Annotated in this window: 14 protein-coding genes and 2 rRNA genes; 4 read left to right on the top strand and 12 right to left on the bottom strand. The window is 66.5% G+C overall.

Annotated features, from left to right (window positions below; genetic code table 11):
• Positions 1 to 38: 38 nt before the first annotated feature.
• Entirely contained in the window at positions 39 to 338 is a 300-nt protein-coding gene (locus AB5J53_RS27385) for a glutaredoxin family protein (protein ID WP_369248303.1), read from the bottom strand.
• Positions 339 to 512: 174 nt separating this feature from the next.
• Between AB5J53_RS27385 and AB5J53_RS27380 the strand changes: the two genes are divergently transcribed.
• The 3 genes from AB5J53_RS27380 to AB5J53_RS27370 all read left to right on the top strand — a co-directional run bounded on the left by AB5J53_RS27380 (position 513) and on the right by AB5J53_RS27370 (position 4,759).
• The gene (locus AB5J53_RS27380; protein ID WP_369248302.1) at positions 513 to 1,457 is read left to right on the top strand and encodes an HAD family hydrolase; all 945 of its coding nucleotides are present in this window, start codon (positions 513 to 515) and stop codon (positions 1,455 to 1,457) included.
• A 1,027-nt stretch (positions 1,458 to 2,484) separates the two neighbouring features.
• The gene (locus AB5J53_RS27375; RefSeq protein WP_189190642.1) at positions 2,485 to 3,255 is read left to right on the top strand and encodes an ECF subfamily RNA polymerase sigma factor, BldN family; all 771 of its coding nucleotides are present in this window, start codon (positions 2,485 to 2,487) and stop codon (positions 3,253 to 3,255) included.
• A 277-nt stretch (positions 3,256 to 3,532) separates the two neighbouring features.
• Positions 3,533 to 4,759: a DUF5667 domain-containing protein gene (locus AB5J53_RS27370; RefSeq protein WP_369248301.1), complete on the top strand. Its 1,227-nt coding sequence runs from the start codon at positions 3,533 to 3,535 to the stop codon at positions 4,757 to 4,759.
• A 154-nt stretch (positions 4,760 to 4,913) separates the two neighbouring features.
• On the opposite strand, the gene AB5J53_RS27365 is transcribed toward AB5J53_RS27370, so the two are convergent.
• From AB5J53_RS27365 to AB5J53_RS27345, 5 genes are all read right to left on the bottom strand, one after another.
• Positions 4,914 to 5,969, bottom strand: a complete 1,056-nt coding sequence (locus AB5J53_RS27365; RefSeq protein WP_369248300.1) for a lysophospholipid acyltransferase family protein — start codon at positions 5,967 to 5,969, stop codon at positions 4,914 to 4,916.
• A 14-nt stretch (positions 5,970 to 5,983) separates the two neighbouring features.
• Positions 5,984 to 7,045 carry an NAD-dependent epimerase/dehydratase family protein gene (locus tag AB5J53_RS27360; RefSeq protein WP_369248299.1) on the bottom strand — a complete coding sequence of 354 codons (1,062 nt, stop codon included), beginning with the start codon at positions 7,043 to 7,045 and terminating at the stop codon, positions 5,984 to 5,986.
• 298 nt (positions 7,046 to 7,343) lie between these two features.
• Positions 7,344 to 7,442, bottom strand: coding sequence for an AURKAIP1/COX24 domain-containing protein (locus AB5J53_RS27355; protein WP_003948845.1), 99 nt, complete (start codon positions 7,440 to 7,442; stop codon positions 7,344 to 7,346).
• A gap of 142 nt (positions 7,443 to 7,584) precedes the next feature.
• Positions 7,585 to 7,797 (bottom strand): helix-turn-helix domain-containing protein, encoded by a 213-nt coding sequence (locus tag AB5J53_RS27350; RefSeq protein ID WP_004984898.1) that lies wholly within the window; start codon positions 7,795 to 7,797, stop codon positions 7,585 to 7,587.
• A 129-nt stretch (positions 7,798 to 7,926) separates the two neighbouring features.
• The gene (locus tag AB5J53_RS27345) at positions 7,927 to 8,742 is read right to left on the bottom strand and encodes a phosphatase (RefSeq protein WP_369248298.1); all 816 of its coding nucleotides are present in this window, start codon (positions 8,740 to 8,742) and stop codon (positions 7,927 to 7,929) included.
• 279 nt (positions 8,743 to 9,021) lie between these two features.
• Between AB5J53_RS27345 and AB5J53_RS27340 the strand changes: the two genes are divergently transcribed.
• Positions 9,022 to 9,459 (top strand): hypothetical protein, encoded by a 438-nt coding sequence (locus AB5J53_RS27340; protein WP_369248297.1) that lies wholly within the window; start codon positions 9,022 to 9,024, stop codon positions 9,457 to 9,459.
• Positions 9,460 to 9,526: 67 nt separating this feature from the next.
• On the opposite strand, the gene AB5J53_RS27335 is transcribed toward AB5J53_RS27340, so the two are convergent.
• The 6 genes from AB5J53_RS27335 to AB5J53_RS27310 all read right to left on the bottom strand — a co-directional run bounded on the left by AB5J53_RS27335 (position 9,527) and on the right by AB5J53_RS27310 (position 16,915).
• Positions 9,527 to 10,699, bottom strand: a complete 1,173-nt coding sequence (locus AB5J53_RS27335; protein ID WP_369248296.1) for an acetoin utilization protein AcuC — start codon at positions 10,697 to 10,699, stop codon at positions 9,527 to 9,529.
• On the bottom strand, positions 10,650 to 11,858 hold the full coding sequence (locus AB5J53_RS27330) for an MFS transporter (RefSeq protein WP_369248295.1): 1,209 nt from the start codon (positions 11,856 to 11,858) through the stop codon (positions 10,650 to 10,652). The genes AB5J53_RS27335 and AB5J53_RS27330 overlap by 50 nt, the downstream gene beginning before the upstream one ends.
• Before the next feature lie 126 nt (positions 11,859 to 11,984).
• The gene (locus tag AB5J53_RS27325; protein WP_369248294.1) at positions 11,985 to 12,704 is read right to left on the bottom strand and encodes a VC0807 family protein; all 720 of its coding nucleotides are present in this window, start codon (positions 12,702 to 12,704) and stop codon (positions 11,985 to 11,987) included.
• Between the two features lie 134 nt (positions 12,705 to 12,838).
• On the bottom strand, positions 12,839 to 13,483 hold the full coding sequence (locus AB5J53_RS27320; protein ID WP_369248293.1) for an HAD family hydrolase: 645 nt from the start codon (positions 13,481 to 13,483) through the stop codon (positions 12,839 to 12,841).
• A 100-nt stretch (positions 13,484 to 13,583) separates the two neighbouring features.
• Positions 13,584 to 13,700, bottom strand: a 5S ribosomal RNA gene (gene rrf, locus AB5J53_RS27315).
• 92 nt (positions 13,701 to 13,792) lie between these two features.
• A 23S ribosomal RNA gene (locus AB5J53_RS27310) occupies positions 13,793 to 16,915 on the bottom strand.
• Positions 16,916 to 17,081 lie beyond the last annotated feature (166 nt).

Here is a 17,081-nt window from a genome sequence, read left to right as displayed (position 1 = left end):
TCACATCAGGGCCACGGTGGGCGTTCCCCTCACGGAATTCACTGCGTGAGGGCTTTGCGAAGGCGTTCCTCGTTCACACGCCAGAAGGTGTGCTGGGCGCCGTCCACCAGCACGACCGGGATCTGTTCCCAGTACTCACGGTGCAGGTCCTCGTCCTGGGTGATGTCCTTGTGCTCCCAGGGCACCCCGAGATCACCGCACACCTTCTCGATCACTTCCTGTGCGTCATCGCACAGATGACACCCGGGCTTCCTGATCAGTGTGACCAGCCGCTCCCCGGGAGCCTTCTTCTCCGTACGACGCCCACCGCGCCGGAACATGGAACTCATACCAGCCATTCTCGCGCCGCCGCGCCCCAGGGGAGTCCCGTCGGCTCCTCACGCGACAATCCGCCCCCGCACCGGCCCGACGCGCCGTTCGGATCGCATCTTTAACGGCTCGGTCGCGGAGAGTTCACAGCGCCGAATCCTCTCGACTCCGGAAGCACCGAACAAACTGGCTATGCTCACGACATGGCCGCTCTCGGATGGCTCACTCCCCGTAGGCGCTCCGCCACCGCGCGGAGCGTGTTGGCAGGCGAGGCCTCGGCGGAGGCAGCGCGCAAGTCCTCGCAGGAACTGGAGGATCTCGCACACGAAGCCGCGCCGGATGTCTCCGTCGAGGAACCGGAGTTCCCGGTGCTCGGCGACGACAAGGCCGCCGCGTTCTTCGATCTCGACAACACCGTGATGCAAGGCGCTGCCCTCTTCCACTTCGGGCGGGGCCTGTACAAGCGGAAGTTCTTCGAGACGCGCGACCTCGCCCGATTCGCCTGGCAGCAGGCGTGGTTCAGGCTGGCCGGGGTCGAGGACCCGGAGCACATGCAGGACGCGCGCGACTCGGCGCTGTCGATCGTCAAGGGCCACCGGGTCTCGGAGCTGATGTCGATCGGCGAGGAGATCTACGACGAGTACATGGCCGAGCGGATCTGGCCGGGTACGCGGGCGTTGGCCCAAGCGCACCTGGACGCGGGCCAGAAGGTTTGGCTGGTCACGGCGGCCCCGGTCGAGATCGCCACGGTGATCGCCCGCCGCCTGGGCCTGACCGGGGCACTCGGCACGGTCGCGGAGTCGGTGGACGGCGTCTACACGGGCAAGCTGGTCGGCGAGCCGTTGCATGGACCCGCGAAGGCGGAGGCGGTGCGCGCGCTGGCCGCCGCGGAGGGGCTGGACCTCTCCCGCTGCGCGGCGTACAGCGACTCCCACAACGACATCCCGATGCTCTCGCTGGTGGGCCACCCCTACGCCATCAACCCCGACACGAAGCTCCGCAAGCACGCCCGCACCTTCGACTGGCGCCTGCGCGACTACCGCACGGCGCGCAAGGCCGCGAAGGTCGGCATTCCGGCGGCGGCCGGGGTCGGCGCGGTGGCGGGCGGCACGGCGGCCGCGATCGCCTTGCACCGCCGACGCCGCTGACACTCGCGTTCCGCCGGCGGGCGGGTCGGGGCACGGCTGCCCCGATCGCCCTGCACCAGCGACGCCGCTGACACTCGCCGCTGTCACTCGCGTTCCGCCGGTGGCTGGGGCGGGGCACGGCTGCCCCGATCGCCCTGCACCAGCGACGCCGCTGACACTCACCGCTCTCCCTCGCCTTTCCATCGGTGGGTGGGTCGGGGCCGTGCCGGTACATCCGCCCCGTCGCCGGTGGCAGATCGCTTGCCTTACATGGCTCTGCCTGTTGGCAACCACGTAAGCGACGGGGCATGTGATGTACCGGCACGGCCCCTCCCGTGCGTCGGCGACTGCCGCTGAGTGGGGGCGTGCGTCCGCAACTGCCGCTGAGTGAGGGCGTGCGTCCGCGATTTGCGGGTCCGTGGGGGCGTGCGTCCGCAACTGCGGGTCCGTGCTGTGTGCGTCCGCGACTGCGGCTCCGTGGGGCGTGCGTCTGCGACGGTGGTTCCGTGGTGGCCTGCCTCCGCGGCTGCGGGTCCGTACCGTGTGCGTCCGCGGCTGTGGGTGTATCCCACCCACCCCGCCTGGCCCCTCCACCCCGGCCGGCAGGTCTTCAGCCCGTCCGGCGTTTGAGGACGAGGCCGTTCAGGCCGATGCGGGGGTCTGGGGGCGGCAGCCCCCAGGTACGGGACGGGTAGGGGCGGAGGGGCGAAAACCGCTTGGAGCTCGGACATGGGCGGCGGGGTGGACGCAATCACGGGGTCCTACCCGCCCAGCGCCCCCGCCAGTCCCGTTAACCGCAGACGGCCACAACACGCCCCGCACTCAAACGGAACGCGGACTAATCCGATCAACAACCGGTCACTGTCCGGTACTTGAAGAGGCGTCGATCAGTAACAGAAGCGACGTAATCGATGATTTGAGCAACTGGGTGTAGCGCTGCCTGTACGAAGCGTTATTCTCCTCAGACGCAAACCGGTACCCCTCCGTCGCTACGACGGGTGAACGGTCCCGCACTGCACGTGATGGAAGCTCTGCCTCTGGGAGTCCCGTGTACTCACACGTCGGGGTTGACGCCTCGGGCCTGGCTACGCTGCGCGCAACGGTCCTGGACCGTCTGCGCGGCTTCGTCCCCACCGCGTACGCCGTCCCCGCCTTCGCCGTCCCCGCGCCCGTCGGCCCCTGCTACGCCCTGGCCGACGGCAACGCGGCGGTCGGCAGACGGGGCCGCTCGGGCTCAACCACCACCGCACGCCGCCCGGCCGCAGACAGTGACAGCGCCCGGATGATGGACCTCGTGGAGCGCGCCCAGGCCGGCGAGGCCGACGCCTTCGGACGTCTCTACGACCAGTACAGCGACACGGTCTACCGGTACATCTATTACCGGGTGGGAGGTAAGGCGACCGCGGAGGACCTGACGAGTGAGACCTTTCTGCGGGCGCTGCGGCGGATCGGCACCTTCACCTGGCAGGGCCGCGACTTCGGCGCCTGGCTGGTCACCATCGCCCGCAATCTCGTCGCGGATCATTTCAAGTCCAGCCGCTTCCGGCTGGAGGTGACGACCGGGGAGATGCTCGACGCCAACGAGGTCGAGCGCTCTCCCGAGGACTCCGTCCTGGAGTCCCTGTCGAACGCGGCGCTGCTGGACGCCGTACGGCGGCTCAACCCCCAGCAGCAGGAGTGCGTGACACTCCGGTTCCTCCAGGGGCTCTCGGTCGCCGAGACCGCCCGCGTGATGGGCAAGAACGAGGGCGCCATCAAGACCCTCCAGTACCGGGCCGTGCGCACCCTCGCCCGGCTCCTCCCGGACGACGCCCGCTGAGCGTCCACTGAGAAACGTCCATACCGCGCACGGCCCCCGTACGACTCCATACGCTCAGCGACGCTCAACTCACCTTCCGTATAAGTCCGTTGACTTCGCGGTCCGATCATCCGTCGTCCGTAACCCAAGTGCCGCGACGCTCGTTGTGCGGGATACAGGCTCCCTGTGGTCACACCCTGGCCAGCACCGATCACTCGATCGTGTGGATCTGGTCAGGGAGTGCAACCCTCAGGACCCCCTGGGGAGTCGACCGTCATGACGAGAGGAGGTGCCGCCAGTGATCGCGAACGTATCGGCACACCGGCGGGCGAACGCCTTCGCCCAGGCCCTGGAGGAGCAGTCCGACCAGGGCACGGCGGCCGAGCAGCCCGATGGATCGGCACCGTCCCAGGCTGCGTCGGAACAGACCGAGCAGGGCCTGCTGTTGGCCCTCGCCACCGGTCTCGGCGAGCTGCCCAAACCGGAGCTGGACCCCGAGGTCAAGGTCGTGCAGCGAGCGCAGCTCGTCGCCGCGATGGAGGCCATGCTGCTGGAAGGCACCGCCGCCGGAGGCGAGGGTCCGGGCACTTCGGTGCCGGAGCAGCGGTCCCATCGGGCCAAGGGCGCGCACCGGGCGAGCGGGCTGGGGAAATTGCGACCACGGTCCCGGCTGTCGAAGGGCCTCGCCGCAGGCGGGCTCACCATCGGTGTGGCCGCGGGAGCCTTCGGCGGCGTGGCCGCTGCCAGCTCCGACGCCCTGCCCGGTGACTCGCTCTACGGGCTCAAGCGAGGCATGGAGGACATCAAACTGGGCCTGGCCCACGGCGACGACGACCGGGGCGAGCTCTACCTCGACCAGGCCTCGACCCGGCTGAGCGAGGCGCGCCGGCTGATGGAGCGCGGCCGCTCGGGGCAGCTCGACCACGAGTCCCTGGGCGAGATCCGCCGCGCCCTGTCGGGCATGCAGCACGACGCCTCGGAAGGCCACCGCCTGCTCCACGAAGCGTACGAGCGGGACGGCTCGCTGGGCCCCATCCAGGCCCTGTCCGCCTTCTCCCAGTCGCATCGCGAGGCCTGGGGCGCGCTGCGCGACCGGCTACCCGTGCAGCTCGGCGACGTCAGTGACCAGGTGTCGTCGGTCTTCGCCGCCATAGACGAAGAGGTCGGCCCGCTGCGCTCGTTGCTCCCGCAGTCACCGTCCACGGAGGGCACCGGCCGCCATCGGGGCAAGAGCGAGGAGTCCGCCGGCTCGTCCGGTACGGACGGTTCGGCGCCGAGCGCCACCAGCAGCTCCTCCACCGGCAGCCACAGCAGCGGCAAGCCCAAGCCCTCCAGCTCGGGCAGCAGCGGCGACGGCCTGCTCGGCGGCAGCACGGGCGGCCTCCTGGACCCGCCCAAGGACGACACCAGCTCGTCCCCGTCCAGCAGCAAGAGCACGCCGGCCGGTGAACCGGACGTCACGCTGCCGCCCCTGCTGCCCGGCCTCCTGCCGGGGCTGGGCATCGACAGCCAGGACAGCAAGTAGCTCCGATACGACGGTGGGGGCGCCCTTCTGGAGAAGGGCGCCCCCACCGTCGTATCGCCGTGTTCAGAAGAGCCGTACAGGCACGGGTCAAACACGTACGGTCGCACGGGCACGGGTCATACGGACACGGTTCAGAAGAAACGTATGGCCATGATCAGAAGAACACCGACCGCCGCTGCACCAGCAGCTTGTACAGCGTGTGCTGGATCTGCTCCCTGACCTGGTCCGTCAGGTTGAACATCAGCATCGGGTCCTCGGCCGCCTCCGGCGGATAGCCGTCCGTGGGGATCGGCTCGCCGAACTGGATCGTCCACTTCGTCGGGAGCGGGACGGCGCCGAGCGGGCCGAGCCACGGGAAGGTCGGGGTGATCGGGAAGTACGGGAAGCCGAGGAGGCGCGCGAGGGTCTTCGCGTTGCCGATCATCGGGTAGATCTCCTCCGCGCCGACGATCGAGCACGGGATGATCGGGGTGCCCTGGCGCAGCGCGGTGGAGACGAAGCCGCCGCGGCCGAAGCGCTGGAGCTTGTAGCGCTCGCTGAACGGCTTGCCGATGCCCTTGAAGCCCTCCGGCATCACACCGACCAGTTCGCCGCGCTCCAGGAGCCGTTCGGCGTCCTCCGCGCAGGCGAGGGTGTGACCGGCCTTGCGGGCCAGCTCGTTGACGACCGGCAGCATGAAGACCAGGTCGGCCGCCAGAAGGCGCAGATGGCGGTCCGCGGGGTGGTTGTCGTGGACGGCGACCTGCATCATCAGGCCGTCCAGCGGCAGCGTCCCGGAGTGGTTGGCGACGATCAGCGCCCCGCCCTCGGACGGGATGTTCTCGATGCCCTTCACCTCGACGCGGAAGTACTTCTCGTACAGCGGCCGGATCAGGGACATCAGGACCTGGTCGGTGAGCTCGGCGTCGTAGCCGAAGTCGTCGATCTCGTAGTCGCCCGTCAGGCGTCGGCGCAGGAAGGCCAGGCCGCCGGCGATACGCCGCTCCAGGCCGCCGCCGGGGCCCTCCTGCGGCTTCTGGGGCGGCTGTTCCTCACGGGTCACGGGAACATCATCCTGCTGGAGGGCCCGCCCGGGCAGGGGCTGTACCTCACGTACCACCACGGGATCGCCCTTGCGCCGGCTTCCCGCACTCCGCCGCCGCGGCGGGCGCTGCACAGCACCCCCGCGCGACCGGTCGTCGTCGAACGGAATGACCTTGGCGTCCGCCATCGTTGATGCGCTCCTCAGTTGGCGCTCTGCGTCGGGGGGTGGCCGCCGCCCAGGTAGGGCAGCGCGGCGATCCGGTCGACGGCCCCCGCAAGGGCCTCGGGGGGCAGCAGTCCGGGCCCCCGGCTGCGGGCGAAGTCCGCGAAGGTCTCCGCCGTCGTGTACTTCGGCTTGTATCCCAGCGTCTCGCGCATCTGGTTCGTGGACACGACCCGACCGTGCGTCAGCAGCCGCAGCTGCTCCGGCGAGAAGTCCGTCACGCCCAGCGTACGCACCGCCGTGCCCGCCCAGCTCAGCGCGGGCAGCAGCAGCGGCACGGTGGGACGGCCCAGGCGCCGCGCGCACTGGGAGAGCAGCAGGACGCCGTCTCCGGCGATGTTGAACGTGCCGCTGTTGAGCGTCCCGCGCTCCGGTTCGTGCGAGGCGATCCGCAGCACCTCGATGACGTCGTCCTCGTGCACGAACTGCAGCCGCGGGTCGTAGCCGAACACGGTCGGCAGCACCGGCAGCGAGAAGTACGAGGCGAGCGGCGAGTCGGCGCTCGGCCCCAGGATGTTGGCGAACCGCAGCACGCACACGGCGACGTCGGGCCTGCGCCGCGCGAAGCCGCGTACGTACCCCTCGACCTCCACCGTGTCCTTCGCGAAGCCGCCGCTGGGCAGCGACTTGGGCGGAGTGGTCTCGGTGAAGACGGCGGGGTCGCGGGGCGCGGAGCCGTACACGTTCGTACTGGACTTCACGACGAGCCGCTTGACCGTCGGGGACTTCTGGCAGGCACCCAGCAGCTGCATGGTGCCGATGACGTTGGTCTCCTTGACCGTGGTCCGGCTGCCGCTGCCCAGCGCCGTGCCCGTCACGTCCATGTGAACGACCGTGTCGACGGAGTGCTCGGCGAGCACCCGCGCGATGGTGGGCTGCCGGATATCGGCCTGGACGAAGTCGGCACCGCCCAGATGGTGCTCGGGTGGCACCGCGTCCACGGCGATCACCCGGTCCACCTGCGGGTCACGCTGGATCCGTCGCACGAACCGGCCCCCCAGCTGTCGGGCCACTCCGGTCACGAGCACGACCTTCCCCAAGATCAGCGCCTTCCTTCCAGAACTGGACGTAGCTCTGCTCGTACCCTGCCGCGTTCCCCGTGTGCCGCCAACTTAGCGGGTTGATGTTGCGCTGTGATGACCGCCCGATGCACGAAGTGACGACACCCACAGACGTACGATCAGACCAAGCCATTCGGCCTACAGGCGTACGCACAGTGTTCGGGTGGCCGGAAACGGTCCGGCCGCGGACTCGGCCATGGTCTCGGATCGACCCGGATACGACTGTGGCCCCCCACCGCGTGGTGGGGGGCCACAGTACGCGCTTCTGCGGCGCCGCTTACTTCTTGTTGCGACGCTGAACGCGAGTGCGCTTGAGCAGCTTGCGGTGCTTCTTCTTCGCCATCCGCTTGCGCCGCTTCTTGATAACAGAGCCCACGACTACCCTCGCTCACTTCTCTTTACTCGGTGCTGGGCTGCATGGGCCCACACGACCTATGAGGGGCCAGCCTACCCGTCCGAGCGCCGAGGTCGTAATCGAGGGGTTCCGGGAGATCTTGAACTGCTCTCCCGGAACACCGTCAGGCTGTCTCCACCCCCACATAGCTCTCGCGGAGGTACTCGTGAACCGCTTGCTCCGGCACCCGGAAGGACCTCCCCACCCGGATCGCCGGCAGATGACCGCTGTGCACCAAGCGGTACACGGTCATCTTCGACACTCGCATCACCGAGGCGACTTCCGCCACGGTCAGGAACTGAACCTCGTTCAGAGGCCTCTCGCCAGCTGCAGCCATGACACACCTGAACCTTCCGCACTCGACGGCCACCGGCTTCCCCTTCCGGTGACACTTCGTCGTTGCGTGCTCACTCCCCAGAGTAGGGGCGGGTGATGCGAGTGGGGAAGAGGAGCTGCCATCGGCCGCCTACTGTGACAGACACGCTCGATTGAGTACATAGCGAGTAAGCGGTCGGTAGTAATCAGACCGCACAGCGTCATCAAGCGGAACGACGACGGACACCCGTCCCTCCGCCTCTCCGACGAAGAGCGCAGGATCGTCCGTATCCGCCAGCCCCATCGCCTCGAACCCCAGCTGACCTGCTCCGCAGACCCATCCGTGGTCTCCGATAACCAGCTCCGGGAGCGGCCCGCCGGACTCCGCGGCGGCCGCCAGAGCGGTCCGAACCGGGAGGGGTGAGTGGGTGTGCGCGCCGGTCGCACGACCGGTGGCCTGCACGCCGGGTTCGCGCACCAGCGCGACACCTTGTACGTAGTCAAGGTTGTACGTGCGTAGACCGAACCGGGTCGTTATGTCGACACAGCTACCCTGCGCGGGGGTGAGGACGGTACACCCCGCCGCCGACAGGGCGTCCGCCAGCGCGGCGTAGAAACCGATTAATCGATGCGGATGACCGGTGCCGAGAAGCACGGGGTCGCGGTTGCGGGCGGCTTCGCCGATCCGCTCCGCGAAGGCGTCGAGAGCCGCCAGGGTCCGCTCAGGATCGATCACATCATGCCCTGACGTGTGCGACGGATCGGCAGAAACCCCGCACTTGTCGGCCATCAACTCGATCAAGTCCCGCTGCTGCCAGGTCCATTCGGGATCGAGACCGAGCAGTACGCGGGGATCACGGGCGGCGAAGAGCCGATAGCTGCGCAGGCTCTCCTCGCGCGAAGTGGCCACGGGCCCGGCCAACCGGGCGGCCAGAAGGTGTGCACGCAATGCTCCGGTGCTCAACACGTCAGCGATGCTGGCGCATCGGCCACCGCCGTACGCCCAAAACACGGAAAATGCCGCACAGTTGGCCTAATGGGTATCCGAGCCACCGCCGGGGCCGCGCCGTCCCCCTCCGCTGGGCCGGTCTCCCCGCCCATGCCCGCCGCCGGGCCGGGCCGTCGCATCCGCGTGACGCCGGTGACAGGACAGTGACAAATGGGCCCACAACTATCAGCAGAGCCCCTGGGTCTCACAACACGTGCGCACCAAGCGCCAGTTGACCATCACCACAGGGGGAACACCATGAAGCTGTCCCGTCGCACCACAACCGCCGCCGCGCTCGCCGTGCTGGCCCTCGGCGGCACCCTCGCCGCGACCACTCCGGCGTCCGCCGCCACCACGGCCGCGTACAACGGCGCCTGCGGCACCGGCTACCACGTCATCGCGTCCACGCCGATCAAGTCCTCGCCGACCACCACCATCGGCACCACGTACGTCACGTACAACGTCGGGAACCAGGGGTTCTGCGCCGTGACGGTCCGAAACAACCCGGGGGCCCGGGTGTTCATGGAGGTCACGCTCGACACCGACCCCACGAGCGGCAACCCGGCCCGGGACTACGGCTCGTTCACCACGTACGCGGGTCCCGTGTACAAGGAGCACCCGAAGGCCGGCGAGTGCATGACGTGGAGCGGCTCGATCGACATCTACTACAACGCGGACACGAGCCTGTGCTACTGACCTCGTCGAACGAGGGTCTACGCCAGTAATCCCCGCACGTCCTCGGTGCCCTAGTCCCCACAGCGGTCTACGGCAGAAGTCCCCGCAGCGGGAAAACGGCCCGGCGCGTCGCCACGATCGCCTGATCGAGGCGGTCCGCCGGGTCGTACCCGGACTCCCAGTCCTTCCAGGACACGGGCCACCGCCCGTCCGTCATCCGCACGGGCGCCAACTGCCTCGTACGGGCGAAGACTTCCTGCCGCCAGCTCTCCGGAATCACCGTCTCGGGAACGATGGGACGCTCCGCCGCGATGGCGACGAGATGCGTCCAGGACCGCGGTACGACGTCCACCACGGCGTACCCGCCACCGCCGAGCGCGACCCACCGCCCGTCCGCGTACTCGTGCGCCAGTTCGTGACAGGCCACCTGCACGGCCCGCTGCGCGTCGAGCGAGACCGCGAGATGCGCGAGCGGGTCCTCGAAGTGGGTGTCTGCGCCGTGCTGGGTGACGAGGACCTGCGGCCGGAAGTCGGCGATGAGCTCGGGCACCACCGAGTGGAAGGCACGCAGCCACCCCGCGTCCCCGGTCCCGGCGGGCAGGGCGACATTGACGGCGGAGCCTTCCGCGCTGTCGGCGCCGGTCTCCTCCGGCCACCCGGTCTGCGGAAACAGCGTCCGCGGATGCTCGTGCAGCGAGATCGTCAGGACCCGGGGGTCCTCCCAGAAGGCCGCCTGGACCCCGTCCCCGTGGTGCACATCCACATCCACGTACGCGACCCGCTCGGCGCCCAGCTCAAGCAGCCGCGCGATCGCCAGCGAGGCGTCGTTGTAGATGCAGAACCCGGACGCGCCGCCGGGCATCGCGTGGTGCAGCCCGCCCGCGAAGTTCACCGCGTGCGGCGCGTCCCCGCGCCACACCGCTTCGGCGGCCCCCACGGACTGCCCGGCGATGAGCGCCGACACCTCGTGCATCCCGGCGAAGGCGGGATCGTCCATGGTCCCGAGCCCGTACGCCAGGTCGGCCGACCCAGGATCGGCGGACGCGGCCTTGACCGCCTCCACGTAGTCCTCGCGGTGCACGAGCCGCAGCGTCGACTCCCCGGCGGGCTTCGCCGCGACCACGTCGACCTCGCGGTCGAGCCCGAAGGCGTCGACCAGTCGCCGGGTCAACGCGAGCCGGATCGGATCCATCGGGTGATCCGGACCGAAGTCATAGCCCGTTACTGCCTCGTCCCACATCAGCTGTGCGCGGCCGCTCATGCCCGTCACCGTATCGGTTTGGTTCAGGAGCGAACGACCGGGCATACCCCAAGGTCACCAGGACGAGCACCATCGGTACGAGCATGGCGCCGCGGTAGCTCCAGGCGTCCCCCAGCGCTCCCACCAACGGCGAACCGATCAAGAACCCCACGTAGTTGAAGATGTTCAGCCGCGCGATCGCCGTGTCGGACGACCCCGGGAAGAGCCGCCCCGCCGCAGCGAAAGTCTGCGGCACGATGACACACAACCCCAGGCCCAGCAGCGTGAACCCGAGCATCCCCACCCACGCCCCCGGCGCCACCGCCACCACCGCGAACCCGAGCGCCGCGACGACCGCCCCCAGCCGTACGACGGCCACGGCCCCGAACCGCCGCACCCCGAGGTCCCCGACGGCCCGCCCCACCAGGGTCATCACCATGTACACGTTGTACGGAACGGTCGCCAACTGCTCCGAGCTGCCCAGCACGTCCTGGAGATACTTCGCGCTCCAGTTGGAGACCGTCGAGTCCCCGATGTACGCGAACGTCATCACCAGACAGAGCGGCAGCAGCAGCTTGAAGACGACGGGCCCGGCCTCGGCCGCCGCCTTCGCATCGGGGGCGCCCCCGTCGACGTACCACCGGCTCCCGACGAAAGTGGCCGGCAGCAGCAGGAGCACCACCGGCAGGTAGGACACGAACAGCGACAGATGCCAGTGCGCCCCCGCCCACGCGAGTGAGGCGCCCACGATCCCGCCGAGGCTGTACGCGGCATGGAAGCCGAGCATGATGCTGCGCCCGTACGTCCGCTGCAGGCTCACCCCGAGCATGTTCATCGAGGCGTCGAGCGCGCCCACCGCGAGCCCGAAGGCGCCGAGGGCCACCGCCAACTCGACCAGCTGATCCCCCGACCCGACCCCGAGCAGCGCCAGGAGCACGACGGGCTGGGACCAGCGCAGCAGCCGGCTGGGGCGTATTCGCTTGACCAAGTGCTCGGTCGTCACGCTTCCGACGCCGGCGAGGATCGGCACGGCGGCCAGGAAGACGGGCAGCAGTGCGTCGGAGACCCCGTACCGGTCCTGGATGGCTGGAATGCGCGTCACGAGCAGCGCGAAGGTGGCGCCCTGAGCGAAGAAGCTGAACGCCAAAGAGGCCCTACCGCGCCGCAGCACATCTGTCATGGCGGCGAGCGTAGGGCCCCGGCTTACCGGTGGGTAGATCAAGCCGAAGATGAATTTTGCTCAGCTCTACGGCTGGACGGTCTTACCTCTACGGCTGGACGGCCTTACCTCTAGGGCTGGACGGTCTCACCGAGCCTGGTCGGCGAGCTCGTCGTCCAGCATCTTCTCCATCGGACCGGCGGCGAGACCGCCGCTGAACAGCATGGCCAGGGCGATCGTGGCGATCATGATGACCGTGCCGAGCCAGACCATCGTGTCGATCGGCAGCGTGTACGCGCCGACGATCCGCACCAGGCACTCGCCGAACAGGGCCACACCCCAGACGAGGGAGAAGGTCCGCTCGAACTTCCGGAACCGCTCGGATCCGCTGAGCAGCCGCTCCCACGCGGCGGTCTTCACGGCGTCGCCCTTGGTGATGAACGGCTTGAGCGCCGTCGTCATCATCGGCTTCCCCAGCATCACGGAGACCAGGATGCCGATACCGACCACACTGCTGACGCCGCTGTCCTTGGCCAGCATCAGCCGCGGGTCACCGGCCACCAGGCTGAGCAGCAGCCCGACGACGTTGACGAAGAGGATCAGCGCGGCCAGCCCGTTGAACGTCCTCTCCTTCACCACACCCCACACGGTCCGCACCGCGGGCACCACGCTGCTCCATCCCAGCGCCGCCATGGTGCTCATCCCGAACCCGCTCTTGAGGAGGTAGTACGACCCCATCGGCACCGCCACGTCCAGGATCAGCGGGAGGAAGGTCTGCCGGACGGCGCTCCCGCCGTCGATGTCGGCGGTAGCGGCGGTCGTCCCGGCAGGCGCTTCGATGCTGCTCTCGGTGGCCGTGATGCTCATGATCGGGTCCCTCCGTCGTCACTGTGTACGTCCCGTTTCGATGTACTCAGCTTCGCGGTCGGACCCCGTCCGCCAACAGAAACGATCGTCCGGAGCTCGCCATGACAAATGTCAGTCCCCGGCGATGGGCGTCGTCATACAAGCAGGGCAGCCAACTCCCCCATGTCGGAGAAGAGTTGAGTGGCCCCGGCGAGCTTGGCCGCGGGCGTCATGGCCGTGAATCCGTAGACGTGCATCCCGGCAGCGTTCGCCGCCTGCACTCCGAGCGGACTGTCCTCCACGACGACACACTTCTGAGGCGGTACGCCCATCCGCTCGGCCGCGTGCAGAAACAGATCCGGCGCCGGCTTGCCCCGCCCCACGTCCTGCGAACTGAAGACGCGCCCCTCGTCGAACCACAGGTCGAGCCCGGTCTTCCGGTGCCCCACCCGAATCCGCTCATGACTCCCGGAGGAGGCCACGCAGTACGGCACCCCGTCCGCGACCAGCTTCTCCAGGACCTCGACGGCACCGGGAACGGGCTCCAACTCCCGCTCAAAGGCGGCGAAGACGCGCCCGTGGAAGACGTCGTCGAAGTCGTCCGGCAGCCGCTTGCCGCTGCGCTCCTGGACGAGGTCGTGGATGCGGTGCATGGCTGACCCCATGTAGTCCCTGATGGACTCCTCGTACGAGGTCGGGTGCCCGAGTTCGGTCAGATAGCCGGCCAGGATCGTGTTGGAGATCGGCTCACTGTCCACGAGGACGCCGTCGTTGTCGAAGATCACCAAGTCGTAGCGCATGGCAAGACCCTAGACGACGCTCGGGAATTGACCTCGAAAACGATCTGTAACGCAGAAAACCCCCGTACCGTTTCCCGGTACGGGGGTTTCTCCACAATTAGTTCGGCGGCGTCCTACTCTCCCACAGGGTCCCCCCTGCAGTACCATCGGCGCTGTAAGGCTTAGCTTCCGGGTTCGGAATGTAACCGGGCGTTTCCCTCACGCTATGACCACCGAAACACTATGAAACTGTCAACCGCACCACACCCGGTGGCCCCGGGTATGGGGTTGTTCGTGGTTTCAGAACCAACACAGTGGACGCGAGCAACTGAGGACAAGCCCTCGGCCTATTAGTACCAGTCACCTCCAGCGGTTGCCCGCCTTCCAGATCTGGCCTATCAACCCAGTCGTCTACTGGGAGCCTTAACCCCTCAAGGGGGTGGGAGTCCTCATCTCGAAGCAGGCTTCCCGCTTAGATGCTTTCAGCGGTTATCCTTTCCGAACGTAGCCAACCAGCCATGCCCTTGGCAGGACAACTGGCACACCAGAGGTTCGTCCGTCCCGGTCCTCTCGTACTAGGGACAGCCCTTCTCAAGACTCCTACGCGCACAGCGGATAGGGACCGAACTGTCTCACGACGTTCTAAACCCAGCTCGCGTACCGCTTTAATGGGCGAACAGCCCAACCCTTGGGACCGACTCCAGCCCCAGGATGCGACGAGCCGACATCGAGGTGCCAAACCATCCCGTCGATATGGACTCTTGGGGAAGATCAGCCTGTTATCCCCGGGGTACCTTTTATCCGTTGAGCGACGGCGCTTCCACAAGCCACCGCCGGATCACTAGTCCCGACTTTCGTCCCTGCTCGACCCGTCGGTCTCACAGTCAAGCTCCCTTGTGCACTTACACTCAACACCTGATTGCCAACCAGGCTGAGGGAACCTTTGGGCGCCTCCGTTACTCTTTGGGAGGCAACCGCCCCAGTTAAACTACCCATCAGACACTGTCCCTGATCCGGATCACGGACCCAGGTTAGACATCCAGCACGACCAGACTGGTATTTCAACGACGACTCCACACTGGCTGGCGCCAATGCTTCACAGTCTCCCAGCTATCCTACACAAGCCGAACCGAACACCAATATCAAACTGTAGTAAAGGTCCCGGGGTCTTTCCGTCCTGCTGCGCGAAACGAGCATCTTTACTCGTAGTGCAATTTCACCGGGCCTATGGTTGAGACAGTCGAGAAGTCGTTACGCCATTCGTGCAGGTCGGAACTTACCCGACAAGGAATTTCGCTACCTTAGGATGGTTATAGTTACCACCGCCGTTTACTGGCGCTTAAGTTCTCAGCTTCGCCACCCCGAAGAGTGACTAACCGGTCCCCTTAACGTTCCAGCACCGGGCAGGCGTCAGTCCGTATACATCGCCTTACGGCTTCGCACGGACCTGTGTTTTTAGTAAACAGTCGCTTCTCGCTGGTCTCTGCGGCCACCCCCAGCTCAAGGAGCAAGTCCTCTCACCAGTGATGGCCCCCCTTCTCCCGAAGTTACGGGGGCATTTTGCCGAGTTCCTTAACCATAGTTCACCCGAACGCCTCGGTATTCTCTACCTGACCACCTGAGTCGGTTTAGGGTACGGGCCGCCATGAAACTCGCTAGAGGCTTTTCTCGACAGCATAGGATCATCCACTTCACCACAATCGGCTCGGCATCAGGTCTCAGCCTTGATGTGCGACGGATTTGCCTGCCGCACGGCCTACACCCTTACCCCGGGACAACCACCGCCCGGGATGGACTACCTTCCTGCGTCACCCCATCACTCACCTACTACCACCTTGGGCCGACGGCTCCACCACTTCCCTTTCCCCGAAGGGTCCGGGACGGCTTCACGGTCTTAGCATTAATGGGCTCGATGTTTGACGCTTCACAGCGGGTACCGGAATATCAACCGGTTATCCATCGACTACGCCTGTCGGCCTCGCCTTAGGTCCCGACTTACCCTGGGCAGATCAGCTTGACCCAGGAACCCTTAGTCAATCGGCGCACACGTTTCTCACGTGTGTATCGCTACTCATGCCTGCATTCTCACTCGTGAACCGTCCACCACTGCCTTCCGGCGCGGCTTCACCCGGCACACGACGCTCCCCTACCCATCACAGCCTCCGTTGGGAGTATTGCTGCAATGACACGACTTCGGCGGTACGCTTGAGCCCCGCTACATTGTCGGCGCGGAATCACTAGACCAGTGAGCTATTACGCACTCTTTCAAGGGTGGCTGCTTCTAAGCCAACCTCCTGGTTGTCTGTGCGACTCCACATCCTTTCCCACTTAGCGTACGCTTAGGGGCCTTAGTCGATGCTCTGGGCTGTTTCCCTCTCGACCATGGAGCTTATCCCCCACAGTCTCACTGCCGCGCTCTCACTTACCGGCATTCGGAGTTTGGCTAAGGTCAGTAACCCGGTAGGGCCCATCGCCTATCCAGTGCTCTACCTCCGGCAAGAAACACACGACGCTGCACCTAAATGCATTTCGGGGAGAACCAGCTATCACGGAGTTTGATTGGCCTTTCACCCCTAACCACAGGTCATCCCCCAGGTTTTCAACCCTGGTGGGTTCGGTCCTCCACGACCTCTTACAGCCGCTTCAACCTGCCCATGGCTAGATCACTCCGCTTCGGGTCTTGAGCGCGCTACTATACCGCCCTATTCGGACTCGCTTTCGCTACGGCTTCCCCACACGGGTTAACCTCGCAACACACCGCAAACTCGCAGGCTCATTCTTCAAAAGGCACGCAGTCACGACGCACTGAGTAAACTCAATGCGCGACGCTCCCACGGCTTGTAGGCACACGGTTTCAGGTACTATTTCACTCCGCTCCCGCGGTACTTTTCACCATTCCCTCACGGTACTATCCGCTATCGGTCACCAGGGAATATTTAGGCTTAGCGGGTGGTCCCGCCAGATTCACACGGGATTTCTCGGGCCCCGTGCTACTTGGGTGTCTCTCAAACGAGCCGTTGACGTTTCGACTACGGGGGTCTTACCCTCTACGCCGGACCTTTCGCATGTCCTTCGCCTACATCAACGGTTTCTGACTCGTCCTGTCGCCGGCAGACGACAGAAGAGAGATCCCACAACCCCCCAAGCGCAACCCCTGCCGGGTCTCACACGCTTGAGGTTTGGCCTCATCCGGTTTCGCTCGCCACTACTCCCGGAATCACGGTTGTTTTCTCTTCCTGCGGGTACTGAGATGTTTCACTTCCCCGCGTTCCCTCCACATGCCCTATGTGTTCAGGCATGGGTGACAGCCCATGACGACTGCCGGGTTTCCCCATTCGGAAACCCCCGGATCAAAGCCTGGTTGACGACTCCCCGGGGACTATCGTGGCCTCCCACGTCCTTCATCGGTTCCTGGTGCCAAGGCATCCACCGTGCGCCCTTAAAAACTTGGCCACAGATGCTCGCGTCCACTGTGCAGTTCTCAAACAACGACCAACCACCCATCACCCCCGGTACAACCCGGAGTTCACTGGGGCCGGCACTGAAGGCAGCCGCATTCGGCCGTACCCTCAGACACCCAACAGCGTGCCCGACCGGATCCCGTCCGGAGATCATGCGT

The organism is Streptomyces sp. R41 (assembly GCF_041053055.1).
In the GTDB taxonomy this organism is placed as follows: Bacteria; Actinomycetota; Actinomycetes; order Streptomycetales; family Streptomycetaceae; genus Streptomyces.
Note: the sequence above shows the minus strand (reverse complement) of the source record. Positions and strands in the feature narration are given on the sequence as shown.

Coding starts and splice junctions, on each gene's coding strand:
- AB5J53_RS27385 (WP_369248303.1), bottom strand. CDS start 338: ATGGCTGGTATGAGTTCCATGTTCCGGCGCGGTGGGCGTCGTACGGAG.
- AB5J53_RS27380 (WP_369248302.1), top strand. CDS start 513: ATGGCCGCTCTCGGATGGCTCACTCCCCGTAGGCGCTCCGCCACCGCG.
- AB5J53_RS27365 (WP_369248300.1), bottom strand. CDS start 5,969: ATGGCGGACGCCAAGGTCATTCCGTTCGACGACGACCGGTCGCGCGGG.
- AB5J53_RS27350 (WP_004984898.1), bottom strand. CDS start 7,797: ATGGCTGCAGCTGGCGAGAGGCCTCTGAACGAGGTTCAGTTCCTGACC.
- AB5J53_RS27340 (WP_369248297.1), top strand. CDS start 9,022: ATGAAGCTGTCCCGTCGCACCACAACCGCCGCCGCGCTCGCCGTGCTG.
- AB5J53_RS27335 (WP_369248296.1), bottom strand. CDS start 10,699: ATGAGCGGCCGCGCACAGCTGATGTGGGACGAGGCAGTAACGGGCTAT.
- AB5J53_RS27330 (WP_369248295.1), bottom strand. CDS start 11,858: ATGACAGATGTGCTGCGGCGCGGTAGGGCCTCTTTGGCGTTCAGCTTC.
- AB5J53_RS27325 (WP_369248294.1), bottom strand. CDS start 12,704: ATGAGCATCACGGCCACCGAGAGCAGCATCGAAGCGCCTGCCGGGACG.
- AB5J53_RS27320 (WP_369248293.1), bottom strand. CDS start 13,483: ATGCGCTACGACTTGGTGATCTTCGACAACGACGGCGTCCTCGTGGAC.